Origin of the sequence: Nocardia sp. NPDC051052 (genome assembly GCF_044456045.1) — a bacterium.
GTDB lineage: Bacteria > Actinomycetota > Actinomycetes > Mycobacteriales > Mycobacteriaceae > Nocardia.
This window is the reverse complement of the sequence record NZ_JBITFL010000004.1, coordinates 281712-304931: the sequence shown is the minus strand read 5'-3', so window position 1 is coordinate 304931 and position 23220 is coordinate 281712. Positions and strand designations below refer to the sequence as shown.

21 protein-coding genes and 1 riboswitch are annotated in these 23220 nt (G+C 67.4%); of the genes, 5 read left to right on the top strand and 16 right to left on the bottom strand.

What is annotated here, in order from left to right:
- Positions 1–32: 32 nt before the first annotated feature.
- The 3 genes from ACIBCN_RS15330 to ACIBCN_RS15320 all read right to left on the bottom strand — a co-directional run bounded on the left by ACIBCN_RS15330 (position 33) and on the right by ACIBCN_RS15320 (position 4750).
- Positions 33–2171, bottom strand: coding sequence for a glycogen debranching N-terminal domain-containing protein (locus ACIBCN_RS15330; RefSeq protein WP_396992172.1), 2139 nt, complete (start codon positions 2169–2171; stop codon positions 33–35).
- Complete coding sequence (locus ACIBCN_RS15325; protein WP_396992570.1) at positions 2168–3346, bottom strand: glycosyltransferase family 4 protein; 1179 nt, start codon at positions 3344–3346, stop codon at positions 2168–2170. The genes ACIBCN_RS15330 and ACIBCN_RS15325 overlap by 4 nt, the downstream gene beginning before the upstream one ends.
- A gap of 315 nt (positions 3347–3661) precedes the next feature.
- Positions 3662–4750 carry a winged helix DNA-binding domain-containing protein gene (locus ACIBCN_RS15320; RefSeq protein ID WP_396992171.1) on the bottom strand — a complete coding sequence of 363 codons (1089 nt, stop codon included), beginning with the start codon at positions 4748–4750 and terminating at the stop codon, positions 3662–3664.
- Positions 4751–4830: 80 nt separating this feature from the next.
- Between ACIBCN_RS15320 and ACIBCN_RS15315 the strand changes: the two genes are divergently transcribed.
- Complete coding sequence (locus ACIBCN_RS15315) at positions 4831–5127, top strand: hypothetical protein (RefSeq protein ID WP_396992170.1); 297 nt, start codon at positions 4831–4833, stop codon at positions 5125–5127.
- 71 nt (positions 5128–5198) lie between these two features.
- On the opposite strand, the gene ACIBCN_RS15310 is transcribed toward ACIBCN_RS15315, so the two are convergent.
- The 9 genes from ACIBCN_RS15310 to ACIBCN_RS15270 all read right to left on the bottom strand — a co-directional run bounded on the left by ACIBCN_RS15310 (position 5199) and on the right by ACIBCN_RS15270 (position 12342).
- The gene (locus ACIBCN_RS15310) at positions 5199–5630 is read right to left on the bottom strand and encodes a carboxymuconolactone decarboxylase family protein (RefSeq protein ID WP_396992569.1); all 432 of its coding nucleotides are present in this window, start codon (positions 5628–5630) and stop codon (positions 5199–5201) included.
- Between the two features lie 79 nt (positions 5631–5709).
- Positions 5710–7212 (bottom strand): PstS family phosphate ABC transporter substrate-binding protein, encoded by a 1503-nt coding sequence (locus ACIBCN_RS15305; protein ID WP_396992169.1) that lies wholly within the window; start codon positions 7210–7212, stop codon positions 5710–5712.
- A 130-nt stretch (positions 7213–7342) separates the two neighbouring features.
- A complete protein-coding gene (locus tag ACIBCN_RS15300) occupies positions 7343–8404 on the bottom strand; it encodes a PHP domain-containing protein (protein WP_396992168.1) in 1062 nt (353 codons plus the stop codon).
- A gap of 5 nt (positions 8405–8409) precedes the next feature.
- Positions 8410–8991, bottom strand: a complete 582-nt coding sequence (locus ACIBCN_RS15295; RefSeq protein WP_396992167.1) for a dihydrofolate reductase family protein — start codon at positions 8989–8991, stop codon at positions 8410–8412.
- Positions 8992–9056: 65 nt separating this feature from the next.
- The gene (mutM, locus tag ACIBCN_RS15290) at positions 9057–9917 is read right to left on the bottom strand and encodes a bifunctional DNA-formamidopyrimidine glycosylase/DNA-(apurinic or apyrimidinic site) lyase (protein WP_396992166.1); all 861 of its coding nucleotides are present in this window, start codon (positions 9915–9917) and stop codon (positions 9057–9059) included.
- Between the two features lie 2 nt (positions 9918–9919).
- Positions 9920–10633, bottom strand: a complete 714-nt coding sequence (gene rnc, locus ACIBCN_RS15285; protein WP_396992165.1) for a ribonuclease III — start codon at positions 10631–10633, stop codon at positions 9920–9922.
- A 22-nt stretch (positions 10634–10655) separates the two neighbouring features.
- Positions 10656–10838: a 50S ribosomal protein L32 gene (rpmF, locus tag ACIBCN_RS15280; RefSeq protein WP_014987105.1), complete on the bottom strand. Its 183-nt coding sequence runs from the start codon at positions 10836–10838 to the stop codon at positions 10656–10658.
- Positions 10839–10840: 2 nt separating this feature from the next.
- On the bottom strand, positions 10841–11509 hold the full coding sequence (locus tag ACIBCN_RS15275) for a YceD family protein (RefSeq protein WP_396992164.1): 669 nt from the start codon (positions 11507–11509) through the stop codon (positions 10841–10843).
- 86 nt (positions 11510–11595) lie between these two features.
- Positions 11596–12342, bottom strand: coding sequence for a DivIVA domain-containing protein (locus tag ACIBCN_RS15270; RefSeq protein WP_396992163.1), 747 nt, complete (start codon positions 12340–12342; stop codon positions 11596–11598).
- Positions 12343–12711: 369 nt separating this feature from the next.
- Between ACIBCN_RS15270 and ACIBCN_RS15265 the strand changes: the two genes are divergently transcribed.
- The gene (locus ACIBCN_RS15265) at positions 12712–13230 is read left to right on the top strand and encodes a GtrA family protein (RefSeq protein WP_396992162.1); all 519 of its coding nucleotides are present in this window, start codon (positions 12712–12714) and stop codon (positions 13228–13230) included.
- Between the two features lie 194 nt (positions 13231–13424).
- Here the strand turns inward: ACIBCN_RS15265 and coaD are convergent, their stop codons facing one another.
- The 4 genes from coaD to ACIBCN_RS15245 all read right to left on the bottom strand — a co-directional run bounded on the left by coaD (position 13425) and on the right by ACIBCN_RS15245 (position 18937).
- Entirely contained in the window at positions 13425–13943 is a 519-nt protein-coding gene (gene coaD / locus ACIBCN_RS15260) for a pantetheine-phosphate adenylyltransferase (protein ID WP_396992161.1), read from the bottom strand.
- Positions 13944–14002: 59 nt separating this feature from the next.
- A complete protein-coding gene (gene rsmD / locus ACIBCN_RS15255; RefSeq protein ID WP_396992160.1) occupies positions 14003–14554 on the bottom strand; it encodes a 16S rRNA (guanine(966)-N(2))-methyltransferase RsmD in 552 nt (183 codons plus the stop codon).
- The gene (locus ACIBCN_RS15250) at positions 14551–17949 is read right to left on the bottom strand and encodes a pyruvate carboxylase (RefSeq protein ID WP_396992159.1); all 3399 of its coding nucleotides are present in this window, start codon (positions 17947–17949) and stop codon (positions 14551–14553) included. Before ACIBCN_RS15250 ends, rsmD begins: the two co-directional genes overlap by 4 nt.
- Positions 17950–18064: 115 nt before the next feature.
- The gene (locus ACIBCN_RS15245) at positions 18065–18937 is read right to left on the bottom strand and encodes a glycosyltransferase (protein ID WP_396992158.1); all 873 of its coding nucleotides are present in this window, start codon (positions 18935–18937) and stop codon (positions 18065–18067) included.
- A 255-nt stretch (positions 18938–19192) separates the two neighbouring features.
- A riboswitch (cobalamin riboswitch) is annotated at positions 19193–19400 on the top strand.
- Between the two features lie 152 nt (positions 19401–19552).
- On the opposite strand from ACIBCN_RS15245, the gene metE reads away from it, so the two are divergent.
- The 3 genes from metE to ACIBCN_RS15230 all read left to right on the top strand — a co-directional run bounded on the left by metE (position 19553) and on the right by ACIBCN_RS15230 (position 23031).
- Positions 19553–21820, top strand: coding sequence for a 5-methyltetrahydropteroyltriglutamate--homocysteine S-methyltransferase (metE, locus tag ACIBCN_RS15240; protein ID WP_396992157.1), 2268 nt, complete (start codon positions 19553–19555; stop codon positions 21818–21820).
- Positions 21821–21934: 114 nt separating this feature from the next.
- Positions 21935–22504, top strand: coding sequence for a TetR/AcrR family transcriptional regulator (locus ACIBCN_RS15235; protein WP_396992156.1), 570 nt, complete (start codon positions 21935–21937; stop codon positions 22502–22504).
- Entirely contained in the window at positions 22501–23031 is a 531-nt protein-coding gene (locus ACIBCN_RS15230; RefSeq protein ID WP_396992155.1) for a hypothetical protein, read from the top strand. The genes ACIBCN_RS15235 and ACIBCN_RS15230 overlap by 4 nt, the downstream gene beginning before the upstream one ends.
- Positions 23032–23220 lie beyond the last annotated feature (189 nt).

Below are 23220 nucleotides of genomic sequence, written 5' to 3'. Positions count from 1 at the left end.
CCGATGCCGGGCTGTTCATACCAAGATCGCGCTCATCGGGTGATCAACTGCCAGTCGTCGGGTAGGCGGGCGGCGGTGACCTGCGCGCCTTCCACCTCCAGGTCGACGGTGATCGGGCCGAGGCGCAACGCGGACAACGTGATTCGGCCCCACTCCGGCGGCACCAGCGGGCGCACGGTGATGGTGCGGTTCGGCACGTCGGGGTCGAGGCCGAGGAACGCCCGCACCAGCAGCAGCGGCGCCGCACTCGCCCACGCCTGCGGCGAGCAGGAGGTGGGGTACGGCACCGGGGTCGGGAACCGCGCGCGCGGGAAGCCGCAGTACAGCTCGGGTAGTCTGCCGTCGAAAGCCGTTGCGGCGTCCAGCAATCCGGTGGCGAGCCGGGTCGCCAGGTCGACCGCGCCCGGCACGTGCCGGTAGCGCAGCAGCCCGGCCACCGCGATGGCGGTGTCGTGCGGCCACACCGAGCCGCAGTGGTAGCTCATCGGGTTATAGGCGCCCATATTCGAGGCGAGCGTACGCAATCCGAAACCGCTGTCCATCTCGGGGCCGGACAGTCGCTGCACCAGTTCGGCGGCGTGCGCGTCGCTGGCGATGCCGGACCAAAGACAGTGCGCCGCATTGCTTGTCAGCGCGTCGACGCGTCGCTTGCCCTTGTCGAGCGCGATGGCATACCAGCCGCGCTCGGGCAGCCAGAACTCTTCGCCGAACTTGCCGCGCAGCTGAGCGGCCTGATCACGCAGCTCCCCGGCCCGGTGCGAGTCGTCGAATGCCTCGGCGAGCTCGGCGCGGGCCAGCAGCGCGGCGTGCACGTAACCCTGCACCTCGCACAGCGCGATCGGCGCCTCGGTGACGTGGCCGTCCAGGTCGTTGACGCCGTCCCAGCTGTCCTTCCATCCCTGGTTGACCAGACCCCGATCGGTGGCCCGGCGGTACTCGACGAACCCGTCACCGTCGCGGTCGCCGTAATCCCTGATCCAGTCCAGCGCCGCGTCGGCGGCGGGCAGCAGCTCTCTGATCGCCTCCGAATCCGCGCCCCAACGATGACATTCGGCCAGCAGCATCACGAAAAGTGGTGTGGCATCGACGGTTCCGTAATAGATGTTGCCGCCCAACACCAATCCGCCCGCCGGGCCGCGGCGCATCTCGTGCATGATCCGCCCAGGCTCCTCCTCGGTGAGCGGATTAACCGTCTGCCCTTGCAGTTCGGCCAACTGCTGCAGCGTGCCGAGGGCGAGATCGACCTCGAGCGGTAGCGCCATCCACGCGGTCAGCAGGCTGTCGCGGCCGAACAGCGTCATGAACCAGGGCGCGCCCGCCGCGACGAACGGTCTGTTCTCGCCGGTGTCGTCATGAATCTGCAAAGCGCCCAGATCACTTTCGGTGCGCCGCAACACCTGACCGAGCTCCGGATGCGACGTGGCGACATCGGTCGCGGTGTGCCGCCAAGCGGCGATCTTGCGCCCGGGCGCGCTGACCCCGTAGTGCTCGCCCGGTGCCAGGGGCGCCTGAAATCGCTGGTTACCGAGGGTGGGCTGGGCGGTGATCTCGGTCTGCCAGATCTCGCCGACGGGTACCACCACACGCCACACTAAAGTGCCTGGCAATACCGTGGGTTCGACGGTCGCCGACACCGAGAGCCCGCGCGTCCGATCCGCCCGATCGTGGAACAGCAACTCGCCCTCGGCCACCGTCACCTCGGACCGGCCGTTTCCGGCGCGTCCCTCCTTGACCGCGAACAGGTCGACGAAGTCGGCGTCGACATGCAATTCGAGAGTGACCGCGGTGGGCTCGCGGCCCATGTTCTCCAGCGTGAGCACCTCGTGCATGCCGTCGGCGACGATCCGCTCGCGCACCACCAGCAGCGTGCTGTCGGCCAGCCCGGCCGTCGGTGGTCTTCGCAGCACGAACCGTGCCGCGAACGCCTCCGGACTGAGCACCGAAAGTGGTTCCGGCGGATGGCCGTCCACCAGCAGCTCCCATCGGGACACCACGCGCGCGTCCCGGAAGAAGAGTCCGTGCGGGCGGCCCGGCTCGACATCGCCGAGCCGGTTCGACAGGCAGAAGGTGCCGCCTTCCACCAGCGTCACCGCGCCCGCCCCACCGAAACCCGTTGGCTCACCGGAGTTCAGGGGGGCGGGGCTGAGCGCGGCGGTGGGATCCGCCGTCACGCGAGTCCGCTCGCCGCGGCCTGCATCGGCACGGCCTGATCCTCGTACCAACGGAATCCGGTCCGCTTCCGCGCCCGCATCAGCTTGCGGTAGATCTGCTCATAGCCACGACCCAGCGTGTCGGCGCCAAAATTTGCCTCGACGTGCGCGCGGCAGGCAGCTGGGTCCATGGTCTGCACCTCGGCGATGGCGGCGGTGAGTTCGGCCGGGTCGTCACATACGCGCCCGGTCACCCCGTCCACGATCACCTCCGACACCGCGCCGCCGCGCAACGCGACGACCGGGGTGCCGCACACCATGGACTCGATCATCACCATGCCGAAGGGTTCTTCCCAACGGATCGGGAACAGCAGGCACTTCGCTCCCGCCAACAGCTTTCGCTTCTCGGTGGCGTCGGCGAGGCCGAACACGTGATCCTGGTCGGTCAACAACGGGCGTACCTGCTCCTCGAAGTATTTGATCTCGGGCGGCTCGCTGCACTTGCCGGCAAGCACGAGCGGCATGCCCGCGGCGTGCGCGGACTCCAGCGCCAGATGCGGCGCCTTGCACTCGTTGAAGCGGCCGAGGAACAGCGCGTAGTCGTCCTTGTCGGCACGGTACGGCCACTCCTCGGGATGCAAAGCATTATGCACGCGCCCAGCCCAATTCAAATCCGAGGCCAGCTCTCGCTGCCGGTCACTGATCGCGACGAGCGAGACCTCATCGCCCATTTCCCGGTAGTACTCATAGCATTCGCCCTCGACCGGCCCGTGCACCGTCACCACGGTCGGCAAGCCAAGCCCCCTATACGCCGGCGCGTTCAGCGGGCCCGCGAAGGTGTGCTCGTGCACGATATCGATGCTGCCCGCGGCGGCCAGCTTCTCGATCGCCCGGCGCGCGCGGAGCGCGTGCAAGACCTCGGGGAACGGCTCGCCGAGCCGCTCGGGGCAGATCTGGTCCCACAGCGGAACGAACTTCGTCGCCTTGGTACCCGGCTCGCCCGCGCCGAGCAGCGTCACGTCGTGTCCTCTGGCCACCAGCGAATCGACCAGATCGGCGACGACGGCCTCGACACCTCCGTACGCCTTGGGCGGCACGTCGAAGTACGGCGGCACAACCATCGCGATCCGAAACCGGGAACCGCTGTGATCGATCGACAGCAAGTCCGACGTGGAAACCTGACCCGAACCCGACATGGGCAACTCGCTCATGACCCTCCTTCCAAAGGGCACACCGTGCAGGACACAACCATTTGCTTGGGCATAACCAATAGCAATTCGCAAGCTGGTGGCCGCCACGGCGGGGGGTGAAGCCGGTGCTGCACCGCCGGTCCGTCAGGCTTGGTTGGCCTGGTCGCTAGCCGCGCGATCAGGGGGGCCGCCAGTGATGTACCTCATTGGAGACTTCTCAAACCACGCAGTCGGATACGTTGCTGATCGATTGCCGAGATCGCCAGGTGGAGCGGCCTTTGCGAGTTTCAATCGAAGATGTCTACGGGACTGGATATCTACTCAGCCTTCGATAACGATCTTTCCGTCCTGACCGGGAACGACGAAAGTCAGCATGCGCTCGGCCTCGGCGCGCAGCTCCTCCGCGTCGGCCGAGGACAACGGATGCCACGGGGTAACCCGAATAGTGCTGTCGTCCAAAGACCACCGGCCGTGCACGAAACCGTCGACCAGGTACATCGGGACTCCGCCCGACGCCTCCTTGGCGATCCGCCGGTAATCCTCGTCGCTGATAATCCGGCGCCGATCCTTGTGGCCGAGTAGCGCATTGTCGAACGCGGGCAGGAAGCGCACGGGCACCGGCAGATTCGGGTCGGCCAGCGGAGCCTCCGGCAGGTCGAAGAGCACCCGATGCTGGTCGTCGGTGAAAACGCGTAGGCGGGTGCGCATCTCGTCGACCACCTCGGCGAGCCGGGTGACACCTGCCCATGCCTGCATGTCGGCGACGGTGGCCGGGCCGAACGCGGCCAGGTAGCGCAGGATCAGCGTCTCCGCGTGCGGTGTCGTCTCCATCGGCTCGCCGATCCACTCGTCGGCGAGGGCCACGGTGACCGAACGGTTGCGCCATTTGCCCCAGGCCCCGGTGACCGGGCTGTGCACCATGGGAACCAGCAGCTCGGCCGACTCGGCGAGCCTGCGCGGGTGCCTGCCCGGGAAGCGCTCGCCGAGCAGCGTTCCGAGATCGGCGCGGGACAGGATGCGCCCGGACAGCATTTCCCGGCCCGCGGCGGCGAGCTCGTCCAGATCGATGCCCTCGATCTCGTCGCGGTAGTACGCGGCCTGCAGCGCCGCGTGCACGACCGGGCGCACCGTGGGGCGCAGCCAGCGGAAGTCGTGCGCGTCGGCGAGGTGCACGGTGCGGCGGATCATGGCCGAGCGCACCAGCTTTCGTTCCCGCAGCAGCGCGGCCAAGTCGTCGTGCGCGAAGTCGGTGAGCCGGGTCCACATCCCCACATAGGGCCAATTCGGTTCTTGCCCCTGCACCGCGACCAGATGCCGCACCAGTTCCAACGGTGTCATCGCGACCCGCCGCGCCAGCATCTGACGCACCAGCAGGGTTCGGTTCAGCTCACGCAGCGATAGTTCCGTCATGCCTGACATCTTCGCCGATACCACCGACAGAACGGGGCCCTTCGACAGTCAGTCCGCATACGTATACGTACAATTAACCTATGTTCGATCCCATCACCCTGGCTGTCGGAGCCGGAATCCTCGGCGTCGGCTGGGCAGTCGGACGCTACGGCCACCGCGGCAACGCCGGCGGCAAGGCGATACGGAGCGTCGCGAAGTGCGGATGCGGGCACGACCTCGCCATCCACGACGCGCAGGCCGGCGAATGCCACGCCGAGGAGCGCCGCTCCATCGCCCCCGCCACCTGGGAATGGGTGCGCTGCCCCTGCCGCCGCTACACCGGCCCACTACCGGTCGAGGACTACTTCACTCGCCCGATGCTGCCCCCGACGGACTAACCCGGCCCACTTCCGACCGAAGGGGCCCTTCGGTCTGTCTGGTGGGATGAAGGGCACCTTCGGTCGGTTGGTTAGTCCGTGTCGGGCTGCATGCGGAGGGGGACGCCGATTCGGTTCCACAGGTTGATCATTGCGGTCACCGCGACCAGTCCGGCGGCGGCGCCTTCGTCGAAATGCTGCTCGACGGCGGCCCACACTTCGTCGCTCACGCCATGGTCGCCGAGCCTGGTCACCGCCTCGGCGTAGGCGAGGGCGGCGCGTTCGGCGTCGGTGTAGAGCGCCGATTCGCGCCAGGCGTTGAGTTGGAAGATGCGCTTTTCGGTTTCTCCGGCCAGCCTGGCATCGGTCGTGTGCAGGTCGATGCAGTACGCGCAGCCGTTGATCTGCGAGGCGCGGATCTTGACCAGTTCCCGGACCACCGGGTCCAGCGGGCCGCGGCGGATGGTGGCCTCGGCGGCGAACCACGCCTGGTACAACTCCGGTGCGACCTTCGCCAGCTTCATCCGTGACACGTCGTCGTCCTTTCCTCGGTCTTCTCCTACACCAGATGGACGAGACAAGCCTGGAAAGTGTGACGCGCGCTCACGAATCCGGCAGGCACCGGCCCGGGTCGGGCAGCTCCGCGCACGGCGCGTTACCGTGCGCGCGCAGCACGTCCTTGCCGGTCTGATCGACCAGGAAATGCAGGAAAGCCGCGGCCAGCGAATCACCGGGCAGCTCGCCGTAGCTGTAGCCGTATTCCACACCCCAGAACGGGTAGGTGCGATTGATCGCCGCGTCGCGGTTCGCGGTGACGCCGTTGATCGCGACGGTCGGCAGACCCGCGTCCGACGCCTCGGAGAACTCGGAATAGCCGATGGCGCCGGGGATTTCGCCGACCGCCTGCTGCATATCCTTGGTCACCTGAACGTCGCAGTGCGCCGCGCCCGAGGTCACCGTGCCCTTGATCGCGGTGCAGCTCACGTGCGGACGACCGGGCTGATCCGCGCCGAGTAGTCTGCGCTCGAACGTATTTCGGGTCCCGGATCCGGGGATCCGGTTCACCAGCACCACCGGCAGATCGGGACCGCCCACGTCGCGCCAGTTGCCGACCCGGCCCAGGTACAGGTCCCGGATCTGAGCTTCGGTCAGACTCCGCACGCCGACGTCGGTGTTGACGATCACGCTGAACAGCGACAGCGCCAGCGGGCGGTACAGCAGCGTGGGGTACCCGCTGCCCTTCGGCCCGTCAGTGATCGCCAGCAGCGCCGAATTGTCCTTGCCCTGCTCGGCGAGCCGGTCCAGCCCACGTTCGGTGCCCTCGAAGCCGAACGCGAATTGAGCTCCGGTGCACCGCTTCCCATACAGATCGGCCGCCTCCTGCACGACCGGCGCGAAGGCGGACGACCCGACAACGGTGAGCGTGCCCGAGACGCATTCCAGCGGGGTCGGCGCCGGCTCGAACGCCGCGACGACGAGTTGCACAGCGATCACCAGCACCAGGAAGATGGTCAGCCCCACCATCATTCGGGGAATGCCGGTCCGGCTTCTGGTTTCCAGGACGCGTCCGCCCTTGATGCCGCCGGTCAGCACCGGAACGGGATACTCCCCCGCGCCCTCGGAGCGCTGCAGGATGGCCAGGATCTTGTAGTGCTCACCACGATTCAACGGCACCTTGGGCAGATCGATGACGCCGATATGCCCGGCCATGTCCTCGCGCACCGCGATGCCGGAGTCACCGTCCAGGCTGTCGGCCAGGCCGGGATCGCTGAGTTCGGTCACCGCCATGCCGATCACCAGGCGCTGCGGGAAGCGCAGGTGCAGGCCGATCCGCGCCGGATCGGGCGCTTTGTAGTCGAGGGTGTCGATGGGGGTCGCGCCGCTGTTCTCGATGCGCACCAAGACAATCGAGAGATCCTTGAGATCCGGGCTCGCCCCGTCCAGCGCGGGCCGCAGCTGCGGCAGCACGCCGGGGAACACCGATTCGATCTCACCGGTGACGGGCGTGTCCATCTGCACGCGGTAGCCGAGGCGCTTGCGCCCGACGATCACGAACTCGTACAGGAACGCACCGATCGGCACCGCGATACCGATGAGCGCCAGCACGATTTCAATAGGAAAATCGCCCAACGGTCAACCCACCCCCACAAGATCTGTCTGACAGCCATTTTCAGCCGCGATCAGCCATGATCCCCAGAACGGCAGAACTATTCGGCAACAGTTAACCCGACGGCCATCACGCGCCGGGCGACTCGGTCCATGCCAGCAGGCCGGCCAGCGGCCAGGTGTTGATGACCCGTTCGGCCGCAACACCATTGGCGAGCGCGCGTTCGCAACCGTAGCCCTGCCAGTCCAATTGGCCGGGGGCGTGCGCGTCGGTGTCGATGGAGAAGTGGCAGTCCATCTCGACCGCGAGCTGGATCAAGCGGGACGGCGGGTCGCGGCGCTCCGGCCTGCTGTTGATCTCGACGGCGGTGCCGTAGGTCCGGCACGCCTCGAACACCATCTCCGCGTCGAAACTCGACTCGGGACGGGTGCCGCGCCCGCCCTCGACGAGCCGACCTGTGCAGTGGCCGAGCACGTCGACGTTGGGGTTGGCCACCGCGTAGACCATCCGCTTGGTCATCGCCGCGCTGTCCGCGCGCAGATGCGAGTGCACGCTCGCCACCACGATGTCGAGTTCGGCGAGTAGCTCGGCCTGCTGGTCGAGGGTGCCGTCGTCGAGGATGTCGACCTCGATGCCGGTGAGGATGCGGAACGGCGCCAGGCGGTCGTTGAGTTCGGCGACCACGTCGAGTTGTTTGCGCAGCCGGTCGGCGGACAGCCCGTTGGCGACGGTCAGGCGCGGCGAATGATCGGTGAGCGCACAGTATTCATGGCCGAGGGCGGCCGCGACACCCATCATCTCCGCGATCGGGCTGCCGCCGTCGGACCAGTCCGAGTGGGTGTGCAGGTCACCGCGCAGCCGCGCACGCAGCGATTTACCCGGTGCGCCGATCGGCTTGGCCGCGTTGCGCAGGTCGAGCAGCTGCTGTGGCAGCACGCCCGAATACGACTGTTCGATCACGCCGGCGGTCTTCGGCCCGATCCCGGCGATCTCGCGCCAGCTGCGCGCGGCCCGGTGCGCCGCGCGCTCCTCATCGGACAGCTCCGCGACGATATCGGCGGCCCGCCGGTATGCCTTGACCCGATACGTTTCGGCTCGCGAGCGTTCCAGCCAGAAGCCGATCTCGCGCAGCACCTCCACCGGACCCGGCGTTGTCGTCGGGTCCGCGGCGCTCGAATCGTCTTCCGCCACCGCGGCTAACGAATCCTGCTGTATTTCATGAAGGCCACTCCGTCGTCGAACACTCGGCTGGTGATCACCCGGAACTTGGCCGCATCCGGCAGCCGTGGGCCCGCGCCGAACAGCGACTTCCCGCGCCCGAGCAGCACCGGGTACAGCTTGAGGAAGATCTGATCGATCTCCGGCAGCAATTCCTGCGCCAGCTCACCGCCGCCGCAGAGCCAGATCCCGAGACCGTTGTCGCGCTTGAGTTCTCGCACCTTCGCCAGCGGGTCGGCGGCGATCAGCTCGACGTCGGGGTCGGGGTTCTCCGGCAGCGTCGTCGACACCACGTACTGCTTCAGGTGCGCGTACGGGCTCGAGGTGCCGGTACGTACGCCGAAATCGTGTGTCTTGCGCCCCATCAGCACGGTGTCGAAGTAGCGGTTGCGCTTGTCGATGCCGATCGACTCGCGCACCTTGGTCGGCAGCGTCTCTGGGTATTGCGCGGTGATCGCAGGCCCATGGTCGCCACCGACCGGGAAGAAATCGACCGATCCGTCCTCGGTGGCGATGTATCCGTCGATGGTCGACGCTACGTAATACGTGAGCTTGCGCATGTGTCCTTCCTCCACGGCCGGACCGACTTCCCGAACCGCCTACCTAGAAAGGTAGCTCGCGTCCGCTAACGACCGCGAGGCTTCGGCTGGCACCGCGGGCAAGAATACGAGGAACGATTCATGAACTTTTCCCGCTGCACCGGGGCGCCGCAGCGACGACACGGCTCGTCCTCGCGACCATAGACGGCGAGTGATCGTTCGAAGTAACCGGATTGGCCGTTGACGTTCACATACAGCGCGTCGAACGAGGTGCCGCCTGCCGTGAGCGCCTCCCCCATGACCGCGCCTACATCGGCGAGCAGGCCGCGTACCGCGGGGCGAGACAGGCCGGAGGCGATGCGGCTGCCGTGCAGCTTTGCGCGCCACAGGGATTCGTCGGCGTAGATATTGCCGATGCCGGAGATGACACTCTGATCGAGCAGCACGCGTTTGATCTCGGTCTGCTTGGCGCGCAGCGCGGTGACCACGGATTCGGCGTCGAAGCGCGGATCCAGCGGGTCGCGGGCGATGTGCGCGACAGGCTCGGGCACCAGGGTGCCGTCCATCTCGACCAGCGGCGCGAGCGCCCAGCCGCCGAACGTGCGCTGGTCGACGAAACGCAGCTGGGTGCCGTCATTCAGGGTCGCGCGGATGTGCGCGTGCTTCTCCAGCGGCGCGTCGGCGGGTTGCACGAGCAGCTGCCCGCTCATACCCAGGTGCACGACCAGCGCGGTGTCCGGCTCATCGAAGGTGAGCCAGAGATACTTGCCGCGCCGCTCGGCGGACTCGACTTTCCAGCCGGTCAGCCGCGCGGCGAGATCGGCGGAGCCCTCGAGGTGGCGCCGCACCGAGCGGGGATGGGTGATCGCGACCGATTCGATGACGCGACCGACCACGTGCTCGGCGACGCCGCGCCGGACGACCTCTACCTCCGGAAGTTCAGGCACGATCAGGATTCGGCGGTCAGCGCCTGGTAGGCGGTGCCCGCGGCCTTCTGCTCGGCTTCCTTCTTGGAGCGACCGACACCCTGCCCGTAGGCACGGCCGCCGACCACGGTGGTCGCGGTGAATTCCTTGTCGTGATCGGGGCCTGTCGAGGTGATCTCGTAGCTGGGCACACCGAGACCGCGTTCGGCGGTGAGTTCCTGCAGGCTGGTCTTCCAGTCGAGGCCGGCCCCCATCCGGGGTCCGCGCTCGAGCAGGTCGGCGAACAGCCGCAGCACCACCTCACGCGCGACGTCGATACCGTGCTCCAGGTGCACCGCACCGAGCAGCGACTCCATGCCGTCGGCGAGGATGCTCGGCTTGTCCCGGCCGCCGGTGAGCTCTTCGCCCTTACCGAGCAGCAGGTGCACGCCGAGACCACCCGCGCCGAGCTGACGCGCCACCTCGGCGAGCGCGTGCATGTTGACCACGCTCGCGCGCAACTTCGCCAGCTCGCCCTCGGACTTGTCCGGGTGCTCGTGGTAAAGCCGCTCGGTGATGCTCAGCCCGAGCACGGAGTCGCCGAGAAACTCCAGGCGCTCGTTGGTCGGCAGGCCGCCGTTCTCATATGCGTACGACCGGTGCGTCAGCGCCAGGCGCAGCAGATCCGGCTGCAGCTCGACGCCGAGCGCCGCGAGCAAGCTCGCGTGTCCATCGGACGAGTCGGGTTCGTCAATCACGTCGATACGACAGGTTGCACTGCTAGACAGCTGCTGTGACCTGACGGCCCTTGTACGTGCCGCAGGACGGGCACGCGATGTGCGGCAGGGTCTTCTCGCCGCAGGCGCGGTTCGGGCAGGTGATCAGGGTCGGCGCGGTGGCCTTCCACTGGCTGCGCCGCGACCTGGTGTTGGAACGGGACATCCGGCGCTTGGGAACGGCCACGACTACTTCTCCTCTGTCATATTGCTTGCCATTTCGGCTGACTGGTCTGCTGCTGTGGCCGCACCCTGGTCGGGGCTGCCGTTGCCGGGCGATGCAGTGGCGAATTTCGCCAGCCCGGCCCAGCGAGGGTCAAGTATCTCATGCGAGTGCTCAGATCCCGCAATCGCCATCCGGACGCCACATTCCGCGCACAGTCCGGCGCAGTCGGGCGTGCACAGCGGCTGCAGCGGGAGCTCGATGCCGATCGCGTCGATGATCACCGGTTCGAGGTCGATCGTGTCGTCGATCATGCGGTAGGAGTCGTCGTCATCGGTGGTCTGCTCGGTCGTGCTGTTCGGGTAGGCGAACAGCTCGGTGATGTGCACATTCACCGTGTCCGTGAACGGCTCGAGGCAGCGCGAGCACTCCCCCTCGATCGGCGCGCTCGCCGTTCCGATGACGAGCACACCCTCGGAGACCGCCTGCAGCTGCAGGCCGAGCTCGAGCTCGGCACCCACCGGGACCGCGATCAGATCGAGCCCGATCCGCTCGACAGTGCTGATGGTGCGCTGGAACTCACGCATCGTCCCGGCCCTGCGGCCGAGACTGCGGACGTCCAGCACGAAGGCCGCGTCGGGCTCTCGGCGCGCGACCGAGCCTTTACGCGAGGCGGAACTGGAACCGGCGGACATCACGAACTCACTTCGCTATCGAGGGGAATGGGCAACCACACCACGATACGCGAGGGTTCGCGTCGACCCAAATACAGCAGCCGGGGTCAGCGGCGGTAGTCGGCGGCGTAGTCGGGTGCGCCCGCGCCGGAGCGGAGCTGGTGGCGGCCGCGGCCGACGGTACGCAGGGTGTTGCTCAGGGTCTCCTCGAAGTCGGCGAGCTTGGAATCGACGTAGACGTCGCATTCCTCGCGCATCCGGTCGGACTCGCCGTGCGCGGCGTCGATCACCCTGGCGGATTCGGCGTGCGCGGCGCGCACCACCTCGGTCTGCGCGACCAGGCGGTCCCGCTCGGCCTCGCCCTCGGCGACCGAGCGCTCGTAGGAAGCCTTGCCCGCGTCGATCATGCGCTCGGATTCCAGGCGGGCCCGGCCGGTGACGGCCTCGAATTCGGCGTTGCCGTCGGCGACGACGCGGTCGGCCTCGGCCTGCGCGGTGCTGACGAGATGGTCGGCATGCGCGCTCGCCTCGGCGACCATCCGGTCGGCATGCGCCTTGGCGTCGGCGAGGATGCGGTCGGCCTCCTCGCGGGCGGCGCCGATGGTGTGTCCGGCCTGCTCGTTGGCACTGGTCACCGTGACGTCGGCGGCCGAGCGGGCATCCGAGACGATCTTGTCTCTGATGTCGAGCACGTCCTGGGCATCGTCGAGCTCGCCCGGGAGTGCGTCGCGCACGTCGTCGAGCAGTTCGAGCACGTCGCCGCGCGGCACGATGCAGCTGCGGGTGGGCGGAATGCCACGCGCCTCCTCGACGATGGCGACCAGCTCGTCGAGGGCTTCGAATACGCGATACATGCTGACTACCCCACTCTCCTACGACTCAATGGCGAACTGTCCGCCGAGACCAAGTGTGCCCCTCATCACGGCCTGTGCCGAGTCACCCTCCGGTGTGTCGGCACAGTGTCTTGTACGCCACACAAATCAAGTGGAGGATATGTCTCCGCTTCGTGTTATCGTCAATAGGAAGATCGACAAGGTCTTCATCCCGAGCGCGGCCCCCACCGGGACCGCGGGATTGTGGAAGCCAGAGGGAAGGGCTATCCGGTCCGCCGAGTGTTGACAGATCCCGACTGTGTGAAAGCGGGACCTATCAAGAGTCGGCGGGAAGGAAGCGATCACCGTCGCTGTTGTCCCACCGAAGGCTTGAGTTCGATCGGAAAAACAATGACTGTTCTGGATCTACAGAGATCGGCGGGAGTTAGCACCACCAGCTACTTCATGCCGTGGGTAGGCCCGTACCCGGTGCTCACCGCACCGCCGGCGCAGGCACGGTTCGAGCAGTTGATGACCTACCTGCGCGGCGACCGCGCCTTCGCCCAGCTGATTCGTTTCGCGCTGGTCGGTGGGTCCAGCAATATCGCCTACGTGCTGCTGTTCTTCGCCATGCACGGCATCGGCCCGCTGCTCGCCAACGTGGTCGGTTCGATCGTCAGCACGGTGATCGCCAACGAGCTGCACCGCCAGCTCACCTTCCACGCCAGCGGCCGGGTCGGCTGGTTCACCGCACAGTGGGAGGGCGGCGGCCTGGCCCTGGTCGGCCTCGCCATCACCACCGCGGGCCTGGCGGCACTGGACGTCTGGGCCCCGACCATCGGCGGCACCGCGGAGGCAACGGCCATCCTCGGCATCACCGCGGTCGTCGGTGGCATGCGCTTCCTAGCCCTGCGTGGCTTGGTTTTCTAAGCCTCGTCGAGTGAGGGGAATCAGCCCCGGTCCCAAATCCTTTGGGGCCGGGGCTGATTTGCGTCAGCTCACTGTGGAGCAGCACGCGACCGCAATGGTTCGCTACTCGACAACTGATCTCACGAGCACATGGGTAACTCACCGGGTACCGGCTAACCCCCGCCGACTATGACCGCCGGGCGCCAACGTCGCAGTCAACGCGCCTGAGTCTGGCCTGAATTCCCGGAGAGGCGGGCCAGCTCGGCCAGGCGAGTGAGCAGGCGCTTGTGCACGGACGGCGGGAGCATGTCGGTGACGTCGCCGCCGAAGGTCGCCACCTCCTTGACCAGTGAGCTGGACAGGAAGCTGAGGGCGGGGTTGGTGGCGATGAAGAAGGTGTCGACGCCGGAGAGCTTCTTGTTCATCTGGGCCATCTGCATCTCGTAGCCGAAGTCGGTCGCGTCGCGCAGGCCCTTCACGATGGCCGTGATGCCCTGCTCCCTGGCGAAGTCGACCGTCAGGCCATACCAGGACTCCACCCGGATGTTGGGCAGGTGTGCGGTCGCCTCGCGCAGCATCTCCATGCGCTCGTCGACGGTGAACATGCCCTGCTTGTTCTTGTTGATATTGACGGTGACAACGACCTCGTCGAACTGGGCCGAGGCCCGCGCGAAGACGTCGATGTGTCCGTTGGTCACGGGGTCGAAGGACCCGGGACACAGTGCTCCTGCCATGGTCAGACGCTATCGTGCGGCCGGGTCCCGCGGCACGGAGGGTGCGCGAAACCACACGGCTAGTCGAAAGTCGCCATCTCGATGCGCGTTTCGCCGTACTTGCGCGGCTTCATCGCCGAATAACCGGCAGGCCAGGCGATTTCCGGTGATCGACTGGACCGCTCGACGACGACCAGGGCGTCGGGGCGCAACCAGCCGTCGGCGAGCGCCCGCAGGTCGTCGAGCACGGCGTCGGTGTCGACCGCGTAGGGCGGGTCGGACAGGACCAGGTCGAATTCGCCCGCGCCACCGAGTGCCAGCACGCTCGCCACGGTCGCGAGGCGCAGCTCCGCGCCGGGCAGCCCGAGGTCGGCGATATTGCCGCGCACCACCGCGGCCGCCTTGCGATCGGCTTCGACGAGCAACGCGTGCGCGGCCCCGCGAGACAACGCCTCCAACCCGAGCGCGCCCGACCCGGTGTACAGGTCGAGCACCCGGATGCCGTCGAAGTCGATGCGCGCGTCGAGCGCGTTGAACAGCGCCTCACGCACCCGGTCGGAGGTCGGGCGGGTCCCGGCGGGCGGCACCCGCAGCCGCCGCCCGCCCGCCGTTCCGGCGACGATCCGAGTCATTCGGACTCGCGCACGGCCAGCTCGATCAGCAGGTCGCCACCCTCGACCTGCTGTACCTGGCCGATCGCGACCCGGCCGACGGTGCCCGCCCGCGGCACGGTGATCGCGGCCTCCATCTTCATCGCCTCGATGGTGCCGACGGTGTCGCCCGCCGCGATCGCATCACCCTCGGACACCGCCAACGTCACGACACCGGCGAACGGGGCCGCGATGTGACCGGCGTTGCCCTTGTCCGCCTTCTCCGCGGCGGGGATGTCGCTGGCGATGGAGCGATCACGGACGGCGACGGGACGCAGTTGGCCGTTGAGGATGCACATGACCGTGCGCATGCCACGCTCATCGGGTTCGGAGATAGCCTCTAGGCCGATGAGCAGGACGACGCCCGGCTCGAGTTGGACTCGGTGTTCTTCACCGTGACGCAGGCCGTAGAAGAACTGGTTCGCCGACAGGCCCATGGTGTCGCCGTACTTTTCCCGGTGCGCGTTGAATTCGGCGGTGGGAGCGGGGAACAGGAGCCGGTTGAGGGTGGCTCGGCGTTCCTCGGAGGTGCCCGCGAGCCCGGCCTCATCGGCCGCGGTGAGCGGGGTCTCCGGCTTGGCCGCACCACGTCCGGCCAACGCTCGGCTGCGGAACGGTTCGGGCCAGCCACCCGCGGGGGTGCCGAGTTCGCCACGCAGGAAACCGATTACCGAGTCCGGTATGTCGTAGCGACCAGGATCAGCGGCGAAGTCTTCGATATCGACGCCGGTACCCACCAGCGCGAGCGCGAGGTCACCGACGACCTTGGAGGAGGGGGTGACTTTGATCAGGCGGCCCAGGAGCCGGTCCGCGGCAGCGTATTTGGCTTCGACCTCCTCGAACCGGTCGCCCAGACCCAGCGCGATGGCTTGCTGACGCAGGTTGGACAGCTGACCGCCGGGGATCTCGTGGGTGTACACGCGGCCGGTCGGCGCCGGCAACCCGGACTCGAAGGGGGCGTACACCTTTCGCAAGGCTTCCCAGTACGGCTCGAGATCGCACACGTTCGACAGGTTCAACCCGGTGTCGTGTTCACTGTGCGCCGCGGCGGCGACGATCGCGGAAAGCGCTGGCTGGCTGGTGGTTCCGGCCATCGCGGCACTGGCGCCGTCGACGGCGTCGGCACCGGCCTGCCACGCCGCCAGGTAAGTGGCGAGCTGCCCGCCCGGGGTGTCGTGGGTGTGGACATGGACCGGGAGGTCGAAGTTGCTACGCAACGCGGTGACCAGGGTGGCGGCCGCGGGGGCACGCAGCAGCCCGGCCATGTCTTTGATCGCGAGGACGTGCGCGCCGGCGTCGACCATCTGCTCGGCGAGTTTGAGGTAATAGTCCAGGGTGTAGAGGGTTTCGTCGGGGTTGGACAGGTCCCCGGTGTAGCTCATCGCGACTTCGGCTATGGCGGTACCGGTTTCACGCACCGCATCGATCGCCGGACGCATCTGATCGACGTTGTTGAGCGCGTCGAAGATACGGAAGATGTCGATACCGGTCGCGGTGGCCTCGGACACGAACGCCCGCGTCACCTGATCCGGATACGGCGTGTAGCCCACGGTGTTACGGCCGCGCAGCAGCATCTGCAAACAGATGTTCGGCACGGCTTCACGCAAGGCCGCCAACCGCTCCCACGGGTCCTCGTACAGAAACCGCAGCGCCACATCGTAAGTCGCGCCACCCCAGGCCTCGATCGACAGCAGTTCGGGGGTCAGCCGGGCCACATGCCCGGCGACACCCAGCAGGCCTTTGGTGCGCACGCGAGTGGCAAGCAGAGACTGGTGCGCGTCACGGAAGGTGGTGTCGGTGACTCCCACGGCCTTCTGCGCACGCAACGCCTGCGCGAAACCCTCAGGGCCCAGCTTCAACAGACGTTGCCGTGAACCACCCGGCGGCGGCACCGACAGGTCGATGGCAGGCAGCTTGTCGTGCGGGTAAACCGTCGTCGGCCGCTCGCCGTGCGGCTTGTTCACCGTGATGTCGGCCAGATAGGTGAGGATCTTGGTACCGCGGTCCGCCGACCCCCGCTGGTTGAGCAGCTCCGGACGCTCATCGATGAAGGACGTGGTGACCCGCCCCGCCTTGAAGTCCGGGTCGTCGAGCACCGCGAGCAGGAACGGAATGTTGGTGGTAACACCGCGAATTCGGAACTCGGCGAGCGCACGCTGGGCTCGCGACACCGCGGCGCCGAAGTCGCGGCCACGGCAGGTGAGCTTCACCAGCATCGAGTCGAAGTAGGCGCCGATCTCCGCGCCGAGGTTGGCGCCGCCGTCGAGCCTGATGCCCGCGCCGCCCGGCGTGCGGTAGGCGGTGATGCGCCCGGTGTCGGGGCGGAAGCCGTTGTTCGGGTCCTCGGTGGTGATCCGGCACTGCATCGCGGCACCGCGAATGCTGACCGTTTCCTGGCTGAGCCCGAGCTGTTCGAGGGTCTCCCCCGCCGCGATCCGCAGCTGCGACTGCACCAGGTCCACGTCGGTGATCTCCTCGGTCACCGTGTGCTCGACCTGGATGCGCGGGTTCATCTCGATGAAGACGTGCTTGCCGCGCTCGTCGAGCAGGAACTCGACGGTGCCAGCGCAGCTGTAGCCGATCTCCTTGGCGAAGGCCACCGCGTCGGCGCAAATGCGGTCGCGCAGTTCGGGATCCAGGTTCGGCGCGGGCGCGAGCTCGATCACCTTCTGGTGCCTGCGCTGCACCGAGCAGTCGCGCTCGAACAGGTGCATCACATTGCCGTGCTGATCGGCCAGGATCTGTACCTCGATGTGGCGCGGGTTCACCACGGCCTGCTCGAGGAACACGGTCGGGTCGCCGAACGCCGACTCGGCCTCGCGCGACGCGGCCTCGATGGACTCGCGCAGGTGCTCGGCGTCGGCGACCCTGCGCATGCCGCGCCCGCCGCCACCGGCCACCGCCTTGACGAAGATCGGGTAGTCCAGCTCGTGCGACGCGGCGAGCAGCTCGTCCACGTCCGCGGACGGCGCGCTGGAGCGCAGCACCGGAAGCCCCGCGGCCTTGGCCGCGGCGATGGCGCGTGCCTTGTTACCCGCGAGCTCGAGCACCTCGGCCGACGGACCGATGAAGGTGATGCCCGCGCGAGCGCAGGCCGCCGCCAGGTCCGGGTTCTCGGACAGGAAGCCGTAGCCGGGGTAGACGGCGTCGGCGCCCGCCGACTTGGCCGCGTCGACGATCGCGTCGACCGATAGATACGCCCGGACCGGATGGCCCTGTTCGCCGATCTGGTAGGACTCGGCCGCCTTCATCCGATGGACCGAATTGCGGTCCTCGTACGGGAAGACGGCTACCGTCCCCACGCCGAGTTCGTAGGCCGCGCGGAAGGCCCTGATGGCGATCTCGCCGCGGTTGGCAACCAGAACTTTGGTGAACATGGGCCTAAGGTACCCGGACCCAGCCGCCGCACAGACACGGAAGGGGCCTTCGCAAGCTTGCGCACAGCCCGGTACCGCGGCGTGGTGAAGATCCGTTCACCGGGACGTCACATCGTCAGATCCAGTGCATCGTGCGATACCGGAAGCCGCCGCGGAACTGACCGACAGCGAGGCCGATCATCAGTCCGCGTTCCTCGGCGACTAATCCACGAGTAAAAGGCAGCCGAATCATCCGTAACAAAACTTCAGGAAGGTGCAGCTCAGGTAAACCATTATTGGGGAATTCGGCGTTCAGCCGCGCTAAACCGAGGCCCCTGCTGCGTCCCTGCCGATAGCCGGGACGGAAACCCCGACGGTACCGATAGGCGACGAGAGCCTCGGCCAGATAACCGAGGCGGTATCCCTCCCGATGCGCTCGCCAGCCGAATTCGAGATCCTCGTTGGCGGCATAGCTGACATCTTGGCCGCCGAGCTTACGGTAGACCTCCGCGCGGCATGCCATGCTCGTACCGATGATCACAGGCGCATAAACGCCAGGTGGCTGAAATTGGTCAGGTGCCGGGATGTTGGCGACGCGGCGCGGGTGCTCCGCGTTGAGCGAATCACCCTCGATCGCAGAACAAGTCAGGTCATAGCCCTCGTCGAGGAACTCGACCATGCGGCTGACCCAATTCGGGTACGCGCGGTCGTCATGATCACAGAACAGCAACACCTCACCCAGAGCACTGCTAGCTCCGACATTTCGGGCAAACGCGGCACCGGGCCCGCCTGACGCGTCAACATACCGAAGCTTCAGTCGCTCTCGGAGTGGGTGACTTTCGATATGACCGCGCACGTCGATCGGCGAGCCGTTGTCGGCGATGACTACGTCGAATTCCCCCGGATAATCTTGACGCGTCAAGGCGCCTAGTTGTATATCGAGCAGATCACGGCCGTCGGCCGTCCCGATATATGCCGGAATGACGATCGATACCGACCGTTCAGCCACCACAAGCACTCCTGCTATAGATCCCCGCGCCGGAGCCCTCCCCTGAGGGAACAACTTTAGACATAAATGCGAAAAGCGGGCTACACGCGACCTCGTGGGCTTCCTCACAGACTTGGACAGATGACCAAATGGGGTGTGCCTGCTGCTCGAGCGCCACTGCTCCCGCGCCCGGTCGCCCCGCGCTGTCGCCGCGCGCCCTATGCTGGTGGGTGCAGCTGGTTCACCGCGCACGTACGAGATGGAGCCCCGTCGTCGTGTTGCGGAGCCGAGTTCGGCCGCCTCGAAAGGGCGGACGGGCGAGAGGGAACCCGGTGAGAATCCGGGACTGTCCCGCAGCGGTAAGCAGGAACGACCGCCGTCACACGCACTGGACGCACAACGCCCGGGAAGCGACGGCCAGTAGGTCGGCCGACAAGGCCGGTGCCTGTGAGTCCGAAGACCTGCCAGCCGTGTCGGGTACGCCGTATCCGACGGCCACCGCCTCGTGGACCTGGGCGCGCGGTTCTACCAGTACTTGATGTGTCGGGGCTCCGTTGTCGGAATCTCCTGGCGTATCTCCGGTAGCCGCGTGGCCCGTATGGCGACGGCCCATGACACCAGCACTGGAGAGACAACGTGACTGTTGTAAATCAGACACCGTTCACCGCAACGGTTCTCGGGCTACCTAGGGTCGGACCGCGGCGTGAGCTCAAGCGGGCCACCGAGGCCTACTGGGCAGGCAAGATCGATGCCGATCAGCTGCATACTGTCGCGCGCGACCTGCGGCACGCTCAACTCGCCGAACTACAAGCGGCAGGCCTGGATTCGATCCCGGTGGGCACCTTCTCGTACTACGACCAAATGCTCGACACGGCCTTACTGCTCGGCGCGCTGCCGCCGCGGGTGGCCGGGATCGCCGATCCGCTCGACCGCTACTTCGCCGCCGCACGCGGTAACGACTCGATCGAACCCCTAGAGATGACCAAGTGGTTCGACACCAACTACCACTACCTGGTGCCGGAAATCGACCAGCACACCGCGTTCTCGCTGAACCCGGAGAAGCTGCTCGACGAGGTGCGCGAGGCACTCGCGCTCGGTGCGCCCGCTCGTCCGGTGGTGGTCGGCCCGATCACCTTCCTGAAGCTGGCCAAGGCCACCGGCGGCGCACCACTCGACCGGCTCGCCGACATCGTCCCGCTGTACCGCGAACTGCTCCGGCTGCTGGCCGAGGCAGGCATCGGCTGGGTGCAGATCGATGAGCCCGCGCTGGTCACCGACCTCACCGAGGCCGAAATCGAGCTGGTGCGAGGCACTTACACCGAGCTGACCGCGTCGGCCGAGCGGCCGGCCATCCTGGTGGCCACGTACTTCGGCCACGCCGATGCCGCGCTCAACGCGCTGGCGAGCACCGATATCGAGGGCGTCGCGCTCGACTTCACCTCCGGCACTAGCGTTTCCGATGTGGCGGGCATTCCGGCACTGGCGAGCAAGCTGCTGGTGGCCGGCGTGGTCGACGGCCGCAATGTCTGGCGCGCGGATCTCGACGCCGTGCTCGCCACCCTTGGCACGCTGCTCGGTTCCGCTGCGTCGGTGGCGGTTTCGACCTCCTGCTCGCTGCTGCACGTGCCGTACACGCTGGCCGCGGAGACCAAGCTGGACGAGCGGCTGCGGTCGTGGCTGGCCTTCGGCACCGAGAAGGTGGCCGAGGTTCGCCTGCTGGCCACCGCGCTGACCGGCGGCACCGAGGCGATCAGCACCGAATTGGCCGACACCCGTGCGGCATTGGCGGCCCGGCGGGCCGACACCCGGCTACACGACCCGCAGGTGCGGGCCCGGCTGGCCGAGCTCGGCCCAAACGCGATCCGGCGCGCACCCGCCGAGGAACGTCGCGTGCTGCAGCAGCAAGAGCTGCGGCTGCCGCCGCTGCCGACCACTACCATCGGCTCGTACCCGCAGACCTCGGCGATCCGGTTGGCCAGGTCCGCGTTCAACAAGGGCGAGATCGACGAGGCGGAATACATCCGCCGGATGCGCGCCGAGGTCGCCGATGTCATTGCGCTACAAGAGAAGCTCGGCCTCGACGTGCTGGTGCACGGCGAGCCGGAGCGCAACGACATGGTGCAGTACTTCGCCGAGCAGCTCGACGGCTTCGCCGCCACCGAGCTCGGCTGGGTGCAGTCCTACGGCTCCCGCTGCGTGCGGCCGCCGATCCTGTTCGGCGATGTGCGGCGGCCGACGCCGATGACCGTCGACTGGATCAGCTATGCCCAGTCGCTCACCGCGAAGCCGGTCAAGGGCATGCTCACCGGGCCGGTCACCATCCTGGCGTGGTCGTTCGTGCGTGATGACCAGCCGCTCGGCGACTCGGCACGGCAGGTCGCACTGGCGATCCGGGACGAGACGGTGGACCTGCAGGCCGCGGGCATCCGGGTCATCCAGGTGGACGAGCCCGCGCTGCGCGAGCTGCTGCCGCTGCGCAAGGCCGACCAGCAGGCCTACCTCGACTGGTCGGTGCAGTCGTTCCGGCTCGCCACCTCCGGCGTCGAGGACGCCACCCAGGTGCACACCCACCTGTGCTATTCGGAGTTCGGTGAGGTGATCGACGCCATCGCCGGGCTGGACGCCGACGTGACCTCGATCGAGGCGGCCCGCTCCCGGATGGAGGTGCTCGACGACCTCAACGCGGCGGGCTTCGACCTCGGCGTCGGGCCGGGTGTCTACGACATCCACTCGCCCCGGGTGCCCAGCGTCGAGGAGATCACCACCTCCTTGCGCGCGGCACTGAAAGCCGTTCCCGCCGAACGCCTTTGGGTCAACCCCGACTGCGGCCTGAAGACCCGCGGCCAGGTCGAGGTGGAGGCGTCACTGCGCAACATGGTCGCCGCCGCGGCCGCCGTGCGCTGATCGCCTCGACGGTTCGCTGAAGTTCAGCCCCCTTCGTGTTCTCGGAGGGGGCTGAACTATGCCCGGCCAGCAGTGCCTCTTGTTTATGACTGACCAGTCATTCATAATCGTGGCATGCCGAAGAAAGTCGACCGAGCGGCCCGCCGAGAGGAGATCCTCGATGCCGCGGTCCGCGTGTTCGCACGCAAGGGCTTCGCCGCCTCCCGCATCGAGGATGTCGCCGCCGAGGCGGGTATCGCCAAGGGCAGCGTGTACCTGTACTTCGACAGCCGTGATGCGTTGCTGGTCGGCGTCTTCCAGAGTTACACAGCACGCTCGGGGCAGGTGCTTGCCGAGCGCAGTACCGGAGCGGCGCTGGACCGCCTTGCCGAACTCATCCGAGGGACGATCGAACTGCTCGCCGCGCATCCCGACCATGCGCGCGTCCTGCTGGATGTCTGGGCGGCCAACCCGCCGCTCGATATGGCGGCGGTATATCGCGAATATCGCTCGGCCATAGGGGATCTGCTGCGGCAGGCACAGGCCGACGGCACCTTGCGACCCGGCATCGACGAACGGCATGCCGCGGTCATCGTCGGAGCTATCGAAGGCTGCCTCATCCAGGCTTTGGTCGACCCGACAGTGCCCCTGCGCACGCTGGCCGAGCCGGTGGTGCAGATATGCGTGGAAGGAATCCGTCGATGACACTCACAGATCGACTGATCGCCCCGAACGCTACGGCAGGCGAGGTCGCCGCCGGTTTCGGCGCCGCATTCCTCGGCGCCGCACTGGCTTTCGGCCTGGCATTGCACGCGGATCTCTCCTGGCTCGGCAGCGCCGTAGTCACCTTCGTCGCCTTCGACATGTTCGGCGGCGCGGTCGTCAACGCGACCGAGTCGGCGAAGCGCTGGTACCACCGGCCGGGCCGGACCGCCCTGCACCACCTCGGTTTCGTCGCCATCCACCTCCAGCCGTTCCTGCTCGCCCTGGTGGTCCCCGGATTCAGCTGGCTCGCGGCGGCCACCATCTATGGCCTGGCCCTGGCCGGCGCGTTACTCGTCACGACCGCCCCACGCGAGTTACGCCGCCCCATTGCCTTCGGCGCCACCGCCCTCGCACTCACCATCGCCGCCAGCATGCTCACCATCCCGCACGTGGTGGCCTGGTTCGCTCCCCTCTTGCTGATCAAACTGCTACTCGCGCATCTACTTCCCGAGAACGCCTCCCACTGAAGGTCGGTGCCGCCGCCCCAGCGGGAGGCACCGACCCCGCGCCTTACTCGGATTCAGGCTCCGGTCGTAGCGCCTGCCGCCGCCGTGATGTATACCGTTCGCACGGCTCTACGGCCCGCGTGACCGGTTGCTGCCGCGATCTGGCACTCATCCCTCGTCGCCACGCCGTGTGACACCCCGGGCACCGAT